Consider the following 14,645-nt stretch of genomic DNA (forward strand, 5'->3'; position numbering starts at 1 on the left):
TCAGCTCGCGAGGGAGTGTCCGAGCTGGTCGGCCAGCTTGGTGAGCAAGCCGGCCGCGGCGTCGGCGATGACGGTGCCGGGCGGGAAGATCGCCGCAGCACCGGCTTCGTACAGCTCGTCGAAGTCACCGGGCGGGATGACGCCGCCGACCACGATCATGATGTCCTCGCGCCCCACCTCCGCAAGCGCCTGCTTGAGCGCGGGCACCAACGTGAGGTGTCCCGCGGCCAACGACGACACGCCGATGACGTGCACGTCGTTGTCGGCCGCCTGCCGGGCGACCTCCTCGGGGGTCTGGAACAGCGGTCCGACGTCGACGTCGAATCCGAGGTCGGCGAACGCCGTGGAGATCACCTTCTGTCCGCGATCGTGGCCGTCCTGGCCCATCTTCGCGACGAGGATACGGGGACGACGTCCCTCTTCCTCCGCGAACTTCTCGACGAGTGCGATGGTCGTGGAAATATTGCTCGCCTCCCCAGCTTCGTCGCGGTAGACGCCGCTGATCGTGCGGATCTCGGCCTGGTGCCGACCGTAGACCTTCTCCAGAGCGTCGGAGATCTCTCCGACGGTCGCCTTCGCGCGTGCCGCATCGATCGCGAGCGCCAACAGGTTGTTCTCGATGCCACCTTCGGTGGCTGCGGCAGCTCGGGTCAGCTCCTCGAGAGCAGCCTGGGTGGCGGCCTCGTCACGGTCGCCGCGGAGCTGCTCGAGCTTGGCGAGCTGCTCGGCGCGCACCTTGGAGTTCTCGACCTTGAGAACCTCGATGCTGTCGGGCTCGGCAGGTACGTACTTGTTGACACCGATCAGCGGCTGACGGCCGGAGTCGATGCGCGCCTGGGTACGCGCAGCTGCTTCCTCGATCCGCAACTTCGGGATGCCTTCGGAGATGGCCTGCGCCATACCGCCGGCCTCCTCGACCTCCGCGATGTGCGCGCGGGCCCGGTTGGCGAGTTCGTGGGTGAGCCACTCGACGTAGTGCGAGCCGCCCCACGGGTCGATGGGCCGGGTAGTACCGGACTCCTGCTGCAGCAGCAGCTGGGTGTTGCGCGCGATGCGGGCCGAGAAGTCGGTCGGCAGCGCGATCGCCTCGTCGAGCGCATTGGTGTGCAGCGACTGGGTGTGCCCCTGGGTCGCGGCCATCGCCTCGACGCAGGTTCGTCCGACGTTGTTGAACACGTCCTGTGCGGTGAGCGACCAGCCGGAGGTCTGCGAGTGGGTGCGCAGGGAGAGCGACTTCGCGTTCTTCGGATCGAACTTCTCGACGAGTTCGGCCCACAGGAGCCGGCCGGCGCGGAGCTTGGCGACCTCCATGAAGAAGTTCATGCCGATGGCCCAGAAGAACGACAGGCGCGGTGCGAACTTGTCGATTTCCATGCCCGCGTCGAGACCGGCGCGGATGTACTCGACACCGTCGGCCAGGGTGTAGGCCAGCTCCAGATCGGCCGTGGCTCCGGCCTCCTGGATGTGGTAGCCCGAGATGGAGATCGAGTTGAACTTCGGCATCTTCGTGCTGGTGTACGCAAAGATGTCGGAGATGATCCGCATCGAGGGCTTCGGCGGGTAGATGTAGGTGTTGCGGACCATGAACTCTTTCAGAATATCGTTCTGAATGGTTCCGGCCAGCTGCTCGGGGGTGACGCCCTGTTCTTCCGCAGCCACGACGTACAGCGCGAGGATCGGCAGCACCGCGCCGTTCATCGTCATCGACACCGACACCTTCGACAGGTCGATGCCGTCGAAGAGCTGACGCATGTCGAGGATCGAGTCGATGGCGACACCGGCCATACCGACGTCACCCTGGACGCGCGGGTGATCGGAGTCGTAGCCGCGGTGCGTCGCGAGGTCGAAGGCCACCGACAGCCCCTTCTGACCGGCCGCGAGGTTGCGACGGTAGAAGGCGTTGGATTCGGCTGCCGTCGAGAAACCCGCGTATTGGCGGATGGTCCACGGCTGGTTGACGTACATCGTCGGGTACGGGCCCCGCACGAACGGCGCGATTCCCGGGTAGCTGCCGAGCGGGTAGCCCTCGGCGGCGATGGCGTCGCGGTCGGCCTTGGTGTAGACCGGCTTGACATCGATGCCCTCGGGGGTGTTCCACACGACGTCGTCGACGGTGTAGTTGTTCGCGGACGCAACGGAGTCGACGAGTGCGGCGGTCTGCTCCGCAGTGGGAGCAGCGGGTTCCGGGGAATCCGGATCTGTCAGCGGGACATCGGCGAAGCTGCCGATCTCGGGTTGGATGCTCACTTACGCTCCCAGGGTGTTCAGAAGATCGGTCAGTGCGGCGACCGCGTCGATACGCGCGGTGAGGTAACCGTCCGGGCGGTTGTCGCCCTGCGCGTCACCCACGGCCTTCTCCGGGCCGGCGAGCAGCACGGTGGTGATTCCGGCTGCGCGCAGCGCCGCGGTGGCAGTGCCGACGTGCTCGCCGTAGCGGGCATCGGTGCCGCACAGCACGGCGACGGTGGCGCCGGAGTCGCGGACCGCGGTGGCGAGGGTGTCGTCGCTCGGATCCACCGGTCCGGGGTTGAATGCCTCGATGCCACCGGCTGCGAGCAGGTTGCTGGCGAAGGTGGTGCGCACGTTGTGCTCGGCGACCGGTCCGAGAGGTGCCAGCAGCACCCTGGGCCGGGAGCCGTGCACGGCGAGGTAGACGTCGGAACGGTCGCGCAGCGCCTCGAACGGTGCTGCGTAACGCGCTGCGAAGGTACCCGAGTCGGCGACACCGGCCGGCAGGGGGGCCTCGCCGAGGTTCGGGAACTCGTTGATGCCGGTGACAGAGGTCTTGCGGTGCGCGATGTCGGACTCGCGGCGGGCGCGGGTCGTGGCGATGCGCTCGGAGACCAGCCCGGCGTCGAGCGCCGCGCGGTAGCCGCCGGCTGCCTCGATCTGCTGGAAGAACTCCCACGACTTGACCGCGACCTGCGCTGTCAGGTCCTCGATGTACCAGGATCCGGCGCCCGGGTCGAGGACACGGCCGAGGTTGGATTCCTCGAGCAGGAGCAGGTTGGTGTTGCGGGCGATGCGCGCGGAGAACGCCTCGGACACGCCGACGGCACCGGCAGGGAGCGCGGCATCGAACGGCAGGACGGTGACGGCGTCGGCGCCACCGACTCCGGCACCGAACGCAGCAAGGGTGGTGCGGAGCATGTTCACCCACGGGTCGCGCTGGGCCATCATGGCGGCGGAGGTCACCGCGTGCTGCGGTGCGTTTCCGGCGTCGCTCGCTCCGGCGACCTGGGCGACACGCGCCCACAGCTGACGAGCTGCGCGGAACTTCGCGATGGTCTGGAACTGGTCGTCGGAGGCTGCGAACCGGAACTCGATCTGGCCGAGGGCCCGTTCGGCGGACAGTCCGGCAGCGACGAGCACGCGGACGTACTCGATGCCGACGGCGATGGCCGCGCCGAGTTCCTCGGCGTCGGAGGCGCCGGAGTTGTGGAATGCGGTGCCGTCGACGGTGAAGGCACGGACCGTCTCGACGCGCTCTGCTGCCTCGGTGGCGAGTGCAACGGCCTCGTCGACGGGAATGTCGGCGCGACCAGAGAAGGCGCTGGTCAGCGGTGCGGCGCCGAGCGCGATACGCACGGCTGCGCGGTCGGCGACGTCGGTGCGTGCGTCGAGCACCGTGTACAGGGCCTCGGTGGCGGCAGCAAGGTCGCTGCCTGCGTCGAGACTGATGGGTGCGAGGTCGACGAGCACCTTCTCGAGTGCCGTGGACAGTCCGTCGACGGGCAGTGCGCCGTCGCCTACCTGCAGCCACAGTGCGCTGACGCCGTTCTCGAGGGAGTCGAGGATGCGCTCGTTGAGGTTCTTGGCGTCGGTTCCGTCGAAGCGGGCACTGACCAGCCAACCGGCGTTGACGTCGCGGGTGGACGAGCCGCCCCGGGTGTACGGGAACTGCCCGGGCAGGGGGGCCTCCGGGCGTTCGTCGCGGCCGCTGTAGAGCGGGGCAACCGTCACGTCGTCGTACGTTGTGGTCTCGAGCAGGCGCTGCGGCTCCGGGCCGAGTTCTGCCGGATCGACGCGGCGCGACTTGGCCAGTACGCCCGCGACCGCTTGCTGCCACTGCGCGTATGCGCGCGCGGCGTCCTCGGCCTCTGCTGCTAATGACACGTGCGATTTCCTCCTACTGCGGGTGGGCAGGCTCTCGGGCGGCCGGGGTGGGCCGACGGGGCGTGGCGCCTCGCAAAACATTAAGCCGATGTCGTTGTGATGCTAGCCGCACACTCCGGTGAAGAATCGTGGGGATCACCACAATTTCGCTAGCGATCGATAACCACGCAGAACGTGGTTGCGTGATCCTGCAGTCCGTATCTCTGCGTGCCAAGTGCGTGCCGACCACTGCAGGTAGGCTGACCCCCCGTGATGAGGATTCTCAGGGACCGCAGGGTCATCGGCATCCTCGTACTTCTCGCGGCCTTTGCGGCGGCGGCACTGCTGCTTCCCCATCCATCGATCGGGCAGATCCGGGAGTGGTCGGAATCGGTCGACGGCCCCCTACTGGTTTTGATCTTCTTCGCCGTCCACTCACTTGTGACGATCACCCCGGTTCCACGCACGGTGTTCACCCTCAGTGCCGGTGTGCTGTTCGGTCCCGCGGTCGGGATTGCGGTCACGAGCGCAGCGACCGCCGTCAGCGCGGTTCTCGCGTTCGTGCTGGTACGAGCGCTGGGACGAGGCGTCGTGGCGTCGTATCTGACGCATCCCGCGGCGAAGGCCGTCGATCTGCGCCTCGCACGACGCGGCTGGCTCGCGGTCGGGTCGCTGCGACTGATCGCCGCGGCGCCGTTCTTCGTCGTGAACTGTTGTTGTGCCGTGTCGGCGGTGCGCCTGGTCCCCTACACCCTCGCGACCATCGTCGGGATCCTGCCGGGCACCGTCGCCGTGGTGCTTCTCGGTGATGCGCTCACCGGAGAGTCGAGTCCTGCACTGATGGTGACGACCGCGATCTGTATCGCGCTCGGCGTCGGCGGGCTCCTCCTCGAGGCGCGCCTGCCTCAGCCTGCAGGGTCGGCACTCGATGCCATCATCGACCCGGACGAAAACAAGGCAAGCCTGAAGGCTTGATTTTCAACATTCAAGGCTCCATCCTTGATCCATGTACGTGCTGACAGTCGATCAACGCGGCAGCCGTCGCGACATCGACCGCGTCGCCGATCTGCTCGACGAACTCCGCGACGCGCCCCTGCTCCGCAAGTTCGAACGCACCGCCGGCGACGAAGTCCAGGCCGTCTCCGACGACTCCGGCACCGTCATCGATCTCGTCTTGAATCTCCTCGACCGGGACAACTGGAGCATCGGCATCGGGATCGGCCCCGTCGAGACACCGCTGCCCGCCCAGACCCGCGCCGGTCGCGGTCCCGCATTCGAGCACGCCCGCACCGCCGTCGAGAAGGCCAAGAACGTGCCCGGCCGCATCGCTGCGGACGGTGCCGACACCGATTCCGCATCCGACGTCGATGCCGCCCTGACCATGCTCGCGACGATCGTGCTCCGCCGCACCGATCAGGGTGTCGAAGCCGTCGCGCTTGCCCGCGCCGGACGGTCCCAAGCCGAGATCGCCGACGAACTCGGCATCAGCAAACAGGCCGTGTCCCAGCGGTTGCTCACCGCCGGGTGGCAGGCAGAGTTCGCGGGCCGCGCCCTCCTGCGCCGACTTCTCGAAAGGGCCGACCGTTGACCGTCGCCTCCCTGGTCCTCCTCGCTGTCGCCGCAGTCGCGCCGGCACTGTCGCTGATTCCGCGTCTTCCGGTGTGGATCGGTGCGGCGGTCACCGGGATCGCACTCGGTATCGCGGCCCTGACCGCCGCCGCCACCGACCCCGCTCAGGGCTTCGCGCTCGGGGCGACGCTCACCCTCACCACCCTCGTCGCCATCACCGGCGGCGGCCCGGCCGTACTCGTCGCGTTCCGGATCGCCCGTCGGCAACCCGACGCGGGACCGACACCAACACCCCCGCCGGGACCGCTGCGCGGCGGCCGGGTCATCGGCGTCCTCGAACGCGGCGCGGTCGCCGCATCGATCCTGGCCGGGTGGCCGGAAGGGATCGCCATCATCATGGCGGTCAAAGGCCTGGCCAGATATCCGGAACTGCGCGAACTGCAGGCATCCGAGCAATTCATCATCGGCACGTCCACAAGTGTGCTGTGGGCCGCCGCAGCGTGTGGGGTCGGCCACGCCTTGATCACCTGAGTGCCCATGCTCGCGGCCCGGCTGGCACAATTGCGGGCGCAACTGAATATGCCAAGGAACTGCGGCGGGAGAGTCCCGCGTCTGCGGGCGCCGAAGGAGCAACCACCCGGGAATCTCTCAGGCCCACAGACCGCCGCACGCGAGGCAACTCTGGAAAGCAGCCCTTTCGGGGCTCACCGACGGTGTAGGCGAGTCCTGACGGATTCGTGAAAGCTCTCAGGTCCGATGACAGAGCGGGGAACCACTACCGCTGGTGCGTAATGCACCCTGTCCGGAGGAAGTTCCTTGTCGCTGACCGTCGGCGCGCCCACGCGCGTCCAGCCTGTTCCCGCTCCCGTCGCGCCGTCGACCACTCCCCCGTCTTCGCGGCCACATCCGAATCGACGTCTCGGCATCGCAGCCGTCGTCACCTCCGCGACCGCCATGGGCGCCGCCGGGCTGTTCGGTCGTATGGCCACCCCACCCGGCGCGACGCTCGGCGAGGCACTGACGCTGGGGCGGATGCTCGTCGGAACCGTGGGGATGCTGCTCCTGATCGTCCTCTCCCGACGGCTCGGCGCGATCCGCCGCACGCGGTTGTCCCCGTCGATCGTCCTCGGCGGTGTGTTCCTCGGTCTGTCGCTGGCCACCTACCTGTCGTCCACCCTGCTCACCGACCTGTCGCGGGCGGTGGTTCTGCACTACCTCGGTCCGCTCATCGCAACGGTGCTGGCCAGGGTCCTTCTCAAAGAGTCGATCACGCGTCTGGACGCGTTGTCGCTGGCGACCGCGTTCGCCGGGATGCTGCTGGCCGCCGGACTGATCGGCGGTAACTCGACGGCGCGGTCCGATCAGGAGACCCTGGGAACAGCGCTCGGCGTCGCATCGGGCATCTTCTACGGCCTGGCCCTGCTCTGCTACCGGTACCGCTCCGACATGCCTGCCGACGTCCGCAGCTTCTGGAATTTCGCCTTCGGCGCCGTGGCCACCGCGGCGATGGTCGTGGTCACGCGCCCTGATGTGACGGGCATGACCGCCACCAACTGGGGGTGGGCCGCCGGCTTCTTCGTCGTCTGCGGCCTGCTCGCCCTGGGCCTGCTGGTTGTCGCAGGCAAGCACCTGCGAGCGGCGGAACTTTCGGGTCTGTCGTATCTCGAGGTTGTGGTCGCGCTGATCCTCGGTGCCCTCGCCTTCGGCGAATCCATCTCGCTGGTCGCCACCCTCGGAGCAGGAATGATCATCGCAGCGATGACGCTGCCCCTCGTCGCCGGTCGCCGGCGCCGCACCACGGACCCCGCCTCACAGATCGCACCCGTGGTTTAACGTCTCGCCTGCCTGAGGACAGGAGATTCCCAACTCAGACCGCACCCGAACCACCACCCGAAGGAAGCAGACCCCAGTGACTTACGTCGTCGACACCGGTGTGGCCACGCTCCGCCACAGCTTCGCCAGAAACTTCGGCGTGAAATCCTCCACCGCCAACAACTGATGCCCATCGACAACCCGCTCGGCCCAGACACTCCCATCGTGCCGGTTCTGCCGGGCCGCTTTCTTGTGCACCTTCGCGGCCTGTGCACGGGCCCGCTCAGCATCGACACACCTTTGGGCAGCACCAGCTACTCATCGCGGATCCGGAAACCTCGTCCGGTACATTCGAGCGACGGCAAACTCTTCTTCCGCGCCTTGAAGCAGGGACGACCACGACCTTTGACGGTGAACGAGGCATCCAACGCTTGCGCGTAGGCGCGGAGCATCTGCTGCTACGCGACCTGGGAGCCGCCTTGCAGCCACGACGAACGAGCCCGGGTCTCGGTCAACAGCGTGCTGAGTTTCGCGAAGCTCGGGTTCCGACCGGTTGTGAATTGGTGGACGGATTCGTTCCACAGGAACCGGCAGCGATGCCACTCCTGCATCAGAGCACGTTCGGCGAGCGCACCCGGCCGCAGCCGGTACTTGTAACGCACCACCTCAGTCGCCATGCCCGGCACCATAACGGGACCCACCGACACGTTCCCCGCCACAATCACACTCCTCGAAAGGAGGACAGCGCTTCTACTCCCTCGTGAACAAGGGAGTATCCGCGCTGAACACGAGATGACAGCGTCGCGGCCCGCACATCGGATGTGCGGGCCGCGACGAGTACGAGCAGAAATACCTTACTACTGGGGCGGATTCTGCTGCTGAGGGTCTGCCGCCTGTTCGGGTGCGCCGGTGGGCATCCATCCGCCCTGCGCAGGCTGCGACGGCGGCAGAGCCTGCGCAGCCGAAGCGGGCACTGCGGGATCGACAGGCTTGCGCGCGACGGCCTCGGCTTCGGCGACGGCCTTCGCCACGGCCGGGTCGCTCTTGGTGGTGAACCAGTCCTCGACCTCCGCCGAGTCGTCCTCCGGGCGCTGCAGGTCCTCCTCGACCGGGCTCGGCTCGAATCGGAACACCCCATCGTCGCCCGGCGCGCCGAGGTTCTTCGCGAACCCCTTGAGGGCATCCCCGAAATCGCTGGGCAACAGCCATACCTTGTTCGCGTCGCCCTGCGCCATCTCCGGCAGCGTCTGCAGGTATTGGTAAGCGAGCAGTTCCGGTGTCGGTTTGCCCGCCTTGATCGCCGCGAACACCTTCTCGATCGCCTTCGCCTGACCCTGGGCCTCCAAGTAGCTGGCAGCCCGATCACCCTGCGCACGCAGGATCCGCGACTGCCGATCGGCCTCCGCTTCGAGGATCGCCCCCTGCTTGGCGCCTTCCGCCGACAGAATGCGGGATTGCTTGTCGCCTTCGGCGGTCTTGATCGCGGATTCGCGGTGCCCCTCGGCGGTGAGGATCATCGCGCGCTTCTCGCGATCCGCCTTCATCTGCTTCTCCATCGACTCCTGGATCGAGGGCGGCGGATCGATGCTCTTCAGTTCGACGCGAGCCACCCGCAGACCCCACCGTCCGGTGGCCTCGTCCAGTACTCCGCGGAGCTGCCCGTTGATCGAGTCCCTCGATGTCAGGGTTTCCTCGAGCGTCATACCGCCGACGACATTGCGCAGCGTGGTCACGGTGAGCTGTTCGACGGCGGCGATGTAGTTGCTGATCTCGTAGACCGCTGCCTGCGGGTTGGTGACCTGGAAGTACACCACCGTATCGATACTCAAGGTCAGGTTGTCCTGGGTGATCACCGGCTGCGGTGGGAACGACACGACGCGTTCGCGCAGATCCACCTTCGCGCGGATCCTGTCCACGAACGGCACCAGGAACGTCAACTGTCCCGACGCCGTGCGGAAATACCGGCCGAGTCGTTCGATCACCGCGGCCTCGGCCTGCGGCACCAGAGCCACCGACCTGATCACCACGATCACTACCAGTGCCACCAGTACGGCGAGCACTATCAATGCTTCCATCTACGGACCCCTCCACACGACAGCGGTTGCGCCGTCGATCTCCATCACGGTCACGGTTGTTCCGGCTTCGTACGATTCGGTCTCGTCCAGCGGTCGCGCTGTCCAGACGTCACCGTCGATCTTGACCTGACCCGAATGCGCATCGACCGACTCGAGCACCAGCGCGTGCTTGCCCGGCAGCGCATCGATTCCCGTTGTCAGCGCCGGTGGTTGTGCGTAGCGACGCCGCAACGGCGGACGCACCCCCAACAGCAGAACGAGCGACGCAATCGCGAATACCAAGGCGTCGAACCACACAGGCAGATCGGTGACGGCAGCGACACCGGCAGTGGCCAGCGCTGCCCCGCCCAACATCAGCAGGACGAAATCGCCGGTCAATGCCTCGCCGGCTGCCAAGGCGACACCGGCGATGAGCCAAATCAATGCCGTCACATGCCCATCCTGACACAATCCGGACAACCGGCGCAGATTCGCAGATCAGCGGTCCGACCGATGCGCTCGTCAGGTGTTCTCGGTTTCGGTGACGAAATCCACCAATCGTTCCACTGCGCCGAGCAGCGGTGATTCGAGGTCCCGGAACCCCGACACAGCACCGTAGACGCGGCGCCATCCATCCTGCGGTGAACCCCAACCCAACTCGAGGCACACCCCGGTCTTCCAGTCCTGACCGCGGGGGATCTTCGGCCACGCATCGATCCCCAATACGGCCGGCCGAACGGCTTCCCAGACGTCGATGAAGGGATGTCCGGTCACCATCACGTACGGGCCCAGATTCTGGGTGAGCCTTTCCTCCTTCGACCCGGCGACCAGGTGATCGGCCAGCACCCCGACGCGACGCCCGGGACCCGGCCGGAATTCGGCGAGCCGCGCTCCGAGATTGTCGAGGCCCTCGAGCTGCTCGACGACCACGCCTTCGACGCGCAGGTCGTGGCCCCACACACGCTCGACGAGCGCCGCATCGTGCACGCCCTCCACCCAGATGCGGCTACCGCGCGCCACCCGGGCGCGAAGCCCCTCGACCCGCACCGACCCCGACGCCGACCGGGTCGGTGTCGCTGCGGCGCGTGGCTTCGGACGCGTCAACGTCACCGGAGCACCGTCGACGAGGAACGCCGCCGGGCGCATCGCGAACAGACGTGTTCGCCCCCCTGCGTCCTCGAGCCGGACGAAGTCACCGTCGTAGGTGCGTTCGAACCCGATCACCGCCCCACACCATCCGGACGCAGCGTCTTCGACCACCAGGTCTTTTTCGGCTTCGAGTTCCGGAATGGGCTTCTTCTTCGTGCGGCCGTGCCCGGCATAGATGTCGGCACCGTACATGTCTCGAGGGCTCACGCCCGACCACGTTAGGACAGAGCGTCGAGGGCCCGCGGGCGCCACGCCGAACCCCGCGACATGGACCGGACGCTGTCGGCGGACCGCTCTATGCTCGTCCGGTGAGTTCTCCCAGTCTGACTGTGGCCGTGTGGACGGGTTCGTGGCTGTCCGGCCACGCTGCCGCCGACGATGTGATCGACGCCCTGCTCGAGTGGGCCCCGATGCATCTGGTCGCCGCCCACGACGAGGACGCCGCGGCGCCCGCAGGGTTGCGTGGAACCCGACCAGTGGACGGTGCGGCAGGATTGCTCACGGCGATCCGCCGCGCCGACCCTGCCGGTAGCGCGGGTATCCGGTTGGTGCTCCCAGCGGCCGGTGATGTGCACGGACTGCCCGTGGGCACCGAATTCGCGGCAGCGGCACTCGCTGCCGGTGAGGGCGTGCTGGTGGGCGCACCCGGCACGCAAGGCCTCGGACTCGTCCCGACCGTGGAAGGTCCGGATGTGTTGCACTGGAAGGTTTTCGCGCTTCCGATGCTCCCCGAGCCGCCTACACCGCCCGGTCTCGGCGAGGCCGAGTTCACGATGAAGGAAGCGGTACGCGACGCTGCGGCGACCCTGACAAGAATCCAGACCGTGGACACCAACGGCCGACACGCCGATCCTCGAGCCGCGATCGCCGAGCAGGTCGCCGAGTACGCGCGACACCGGTATCCGGAGGTTCTGCCGCCACGGGCAGTGCGGATTCTTGAATCCGCAGACCAGGTCGCGGCGATCCTGACGGTCGCGTCCGCAGGCAAGGGCCGACAGGCTGGTTCGGCGTCCGCAGCCGCCGCCCGCGAGGATGCACTGCGTCCCTTGTGGTCGGCGGTACGACTTGCCCGTATCGGAGCGGTGGCAGCAACCCTCGGCGCGCTGGACCGCCACCGGTAACCGCCGCGCGGATCGTCGTGGAATAGTCGAAAGTTCACTTTCGGGACGTCTCGGATTCGCGTGCACGGTGCCTTCGGGCAACACCGATCGCAGATCATTCGCGTCGCTATGACACATAAATTGCGAAACCCCGGTTCTGCCCTGCGCCGTCGCGTCTCCGGTCTTGCTGTCGCTACCGCCCTGACTGTTGCTCTGGCGGCCTGTTCCGAGCCTGGCACGTCGGACGAATCCACCTCTTCGGCAACAGAATCCAACGAATCCACCTCATTGAGGGTCTATACCTCGGAGCCGCAGGCGAAGATCGACGAACTGGTCGCCGCGTTCAACGAGCAGAATCCCGACATCGACGTCGAGGTGTTCCGCGCCGGTACCGGCGATCTGACCGCACGGATCGAGGCCGAGCGCGCCACCGGCGCGATCGCGGCGGATGTCCTGCTCGCCGCCGACGCCCCGACCTTCGAGAGCTACAAGTCCGACGGACTGCTACAGCAGTACACGCCGACAGGCGCCGATGCACTCGATCCCGATGTCGTGGATCCGGAGGGGTTCTACGTCGGCACCCGCATCATCCCCACCGTGATCGCCTACAACACCGGCGCGGTGGATGCGCCACCCACGTCTTGGCAGGACCTCACGGATCCGCAGTATCTGGGCCAGATCACCATGCCGAATCCGGATGTGTCCGGAGCCGCCGCCTACAACGCCGCGGTGTGGTTGAACACCCCTGAGCTCGGCGAGGCGTGGCTCGAGGGCCTCGCGGCCAACGAGCCGGTGATCGCCGAGAGCAACGGCCCGGTCGGACAGGCCGTCGCGGCCGGCACACAGCCCGTCGGCATCGTCGTCGACTACCTGGTCCGTGAGCTCGCGGCGAAGGGGTCGCCGATCGCGTTGCGCTATCCCACCGACGGTGTGCCGTACGTGTCGCAACCGGTGGGCATCTTCGCCGATTCCGACAGCACCGAGGCCGCGCAGAAGTTCGTCGACTTCCTCGTGAGCCGCGAAGGTCAGGAACTTGCGGTCGAGCAGTCGTATCTGCCGGTTCGCGACGACGTCGGTACACCGGACGGTGCCCCGGCCATGTCGGAACTGGCACTGCTGACCCCGGACCTGCAGGTGATCACCGATTCGCAGGACGAGGCGGTTGTCACGTTCAACGAACTTGTCGGCTGAGGTCCACGCTGTCGCCGCTGGGATGCAGTCCCGGCGGCGTAGGCGTGTCCCCGGCAGCGTGGACGCAGTCACCCCGGTGCGTGTCGCACTGTGGGTGTTCGTCGCCGCTCTGATCATTGCGCCGCTGGCCACGGTTGTCTCGCTCGGCGCAAGCGGTCGCCACGTGCAACGTCTCATCGACGACGACATCGCGACCGCGGCGGTCAACAGTGTCGTGTCGGCCGGCCTGTCGGCAGTGTTCGCGGTGCTCCTCGGCACGGCAATGGCGTTGCTTCTCGATCGCACCGACCTTCCCGGACGCGCAGCCCTACGGTTGATCCTTCTGTCGCCCTTGCTGATTCCTCCGTTCGTCGGGGCGATCGCGTGGACCGGTCTGCTCGGGCAGAGCGGCATGATCAACCGGTTCTGGACCGAACGATTCGGGGATGTGCTGTGGAACATCTACGGCGGCGACGGTGTGATCTTCCTGCTGACGGTGCATTCGTATCCGATGGCGTATCTGATCATCGCGGCAGCATTGCGGAAGCTGCCCGGCGATCTCGAGCAGGTGGCGCGGATCGGCGGGGCCGGTCCGTGGCGTGCGATGCGGACCGTCACTGTGCCGCTGCTGCGCCCCGCCCTGCTGGCCGCGTTCACTCTCACCGCCGTGTCGAATCTCGCGGACTTCGGTATCCCCGCCCTGGTCGGGTTGCCGCAGCGATACGTGACCTTGTCGACGATGGTCTACCGCTACATCCAGTCCGGCACGGCCGATCGTCCGCTCGAGGTGGTTTCCACGATCGGTGTCGCGTTGCTGCTTCTCGCGGTCGCGGCTGTGTCCGCCGATCGTCGACTCGCCCGCCGCGGCCGGCAGCTCGACGGCCCGGTGACGGAGCCCCAACCGATCTCGTTGGACACCAAGAGGATTCCGGTTGGGGTCCTCGCATGGATACTCGGTCTCGGTTCGACGGTCCTGCCGATCCTCGCGCTGGCCACCCAGGCCCTGCTGCCGGCACCTGGTGTGCCGTTGACGTGGGAGAATCTCACCCTCGACAGCATCGTCGGAGCGTTGACCGCGCCCGGCACTCTGGTCGGTATCCAGAATTCGGTGCTCCTCGCTACCGGGGCAGCTGCAGTCTGTACCGTGGTCGGCCTCATGCTCGGTGTACTGACCACCCGCACAGATTCCAGGGACAACGCCGGACTCGACCTGATGGCGATGTTGCCGCAGGCGATCCCCGGTCTGGTGATCGCGGTGGGCTGGCTCATCGTCGGCCGCTACACCGGCCTGTTCGACACCCGCTGGGTGATCCTATGCGCATATGTCACCGCGTTCCTGGCGATAGTGGTGCAGGCGGTGCGGGCGCCGTTGTCGACGACGTCCCTAGCACTCGAGGAGGCCGCGCGATCGTCAGGTGCATCGCGACTGCGAGCTTTGCGTGACGTGCCGTGGGCGATGACCGTCCCGGCAGCGATGACCGGCGGACTCCTCGTCGCGCTGACCGCGGTGCGTGAGCTGACGATGTCGGTGCTGCTCGTCGCTCCGGGAACACAGACCCTCGGCGTATCCATCTTCAACCTGCAACAAGCCGGTGACTACAACGCTGCGTCGGCACTGTCACTGATCGTCGCGCTCGTGGGTACCGCGGGGCTCGGTCTGCTCGCCGGTGCGCGCGTCGGGCGTTGACCCGGCGCA

General features: G+C 67.2%; 13 protein-coding genes and 1 riboswitch. Of the genes, 7 read left to right on the forward strand and 6 right to left on the reverse strand.

What is annotated here, in order from left to right; genetic code table 11:
- Complete coding sequence (gene scpA / locus EV641_RS00140; RefSeq protein ID WP_132469958.1) at positions 1–2,247, reverse strand: methylmalonyl-CoA mutase; 2,247 nt, start codon at positions 2,245–2,247, stop codon at positions 1–3.
- The gene (gene mutA / locus EV641_RS00145) at positions 2,248–4,116 is read right to left on the reverse strand and encodes a methylmalonyl-CoA mutase small subunit (RefSeq protein WP_132469960.1); all 1,869 of its coding nucleotides are present in this window, start codon (positions 4,114–4,116) and stop codon (positions 2,248–2,250) included.
- Positions 4,117–4,368: 252 nt separating this feature from the next.
- On the opposite strand from mutA, the gene EV641_RS00150 reads away from it, so the two are divergent.
- From EV641_RS00150 to EV641_RS00165, 4 genes are all read left to right on the forward strand, one after another.
- Positions 4,369–5,070, forward strand: a complete 702-nt coding sequence (locus EV641_RS00150; RefSeq protein WP_054720594.1) for a TVP38/TMEM64 family protein — start codon at positions 4,369–4,371, stop codon at positions 5,068–5,070.
- A gap of 31 nt (positions 5,071–5,101) precedes the next feature.
- Positions 5,102–5,683, forward strand: coding sequence for a hypothetical protein (locus EV641_RS00155; protein ID WP_132469962.1), 582 nt, complete (start codon positions 5,102–5,104; stop codon positions 5,681–5,683).
- Complete coding sequence (locus EV641_RS00160) at positions 5,680–6,195, forward strand: hypothetical protein (RefSeq protein WP_132469964.1); 516 nt, start codon at positions 5,680–5,682, stop codon at positions 6,193–6,195. Before EV641_RS00155 ends, EV641_RS00160 begins: the two co-directional genes overlap by 4 nt.
- 55 nt (positions 6,196–6,250) lie before the next feature.
- Positions 6,251–6,338: riboswitch (glycine riboswitch) on the forward strand.
- Between the two features lie 142 nt (positions 6,339–6,480).
- Positions 6,481–7,497: a DMT family transporter gene (locus EV641_RS00165; protein WP_241996693.1), complete on the forward strand. Its 1,017-nt coding sequence runs from the start codon at positions 6,481–6,483 to the stop codon at positions 7,495–7,497.
- A gap of 437 nt (positions 7,498–7,934) precedes the next feature.
- Here EV641_RS00165 and EV641_RS29605 read toward each other — a convergent pair whose 3' ends face one another.
- The 4 genes from EV641_RS29605 to EV641_RS00185 all read right to left on the reverse strand — a co-directional run bounded on the left by EV641_RS29605 (position 7,935) and on the right by EV641_RS00185 (position 10,886).
- Complete coding sequence (locus EV641_RS29605) at positions 7,935–8,153, reverse strand: hypothetical protein (protein WP_241996695.1); 219 nt, start codon at positions 8,151–8,153, stop codon at positions 7,935–7,937.
- A gap of 180 nt (positions 8,154–8,333) precedes the next feature.
- Positions 8,334–9,551 (reverse strand): SPFH domain-containing protein, encoded by a 1,218-nt coding sequence (locus EV641_RS00175; RefSeq protein WP_132469966.1) that lies wholly within the window; start codon positions 9,549–9,551, stop codon positions 8,334–8,336.
- Positions 9,552–9,983: an NfeD family protein gene (locus EV641_RS00180; protein ID WP_132469968.1), complete on the reverse strand. Its 432-nt coding sequence runs from the start codon at positions 9,981–9,983 to the stop codon at positions 9,552–9,554. It abuts the gene before it with no gap.
- Between the two features lie 69 nt (positions 9,984–10,052).
- Entirely contained in the window at positions 10,053–10,886 is an 834-nt protein-coding gene (locus EV641_RS00185; protein WP_132469969.1) for a DUF3097 domain-containing protein, read from the reverse strand.
- 101 nt (positions 10,887–10,987) lie between these two features.
- Here EV641_RS00185 and EV641_RS00190 point away from each other — a divergent pair, with 101 nt between their 5' ends.
- From EV641_RS00190 to EV641_RS00200, 3 genes are all read left to right on the forward strand, one after another.
- Positions 10,988–11,800, forward strand: a complete 813-nt coding sequence (locus EV641_RS00190) for a hypothetical protein (protein WP_054719916.1) — start codon at positions 10,988–10,990, stop codon at positions 11,798–11,800.
- Between the two features lie 108 nt (positions 11,801–11,908).
- Positions 11,909–12,970, forward strand: coding sequence for an ABC transporter substrate-binding protein (locus tag EV641_RS00195; protein WP_132469971.1), 1,062 nt, complete (start codon positions 11,909–11,911; stop codon positions 12,968–12,970).
- A gap of 22 nt (positions 12,971–12,992) precedes the next feature.
- Positions 12,993–14,636 (forward strand): iron ABC transporter permease, encoded by a 1,644-nt coding sequence (locus EV641_RS00200; protein ID WP_132470746.1) that lies wholly within the window; start codon positions 12,993–12,995, stop codon positions 14,634–14,636.
- Positions 14,637–14,645 lie beyond the last annotated feature (9 nt).

The organism is Rhodococcus sp. SMB37 (genome assembly GCF_004345605.1).
Taxonomy (GTDB): domain Bacteria; phylum Actinomycetota; class Actinomycetes; order Mycobacteriales; family Mycobacteriaceae; genus Rhodococcus.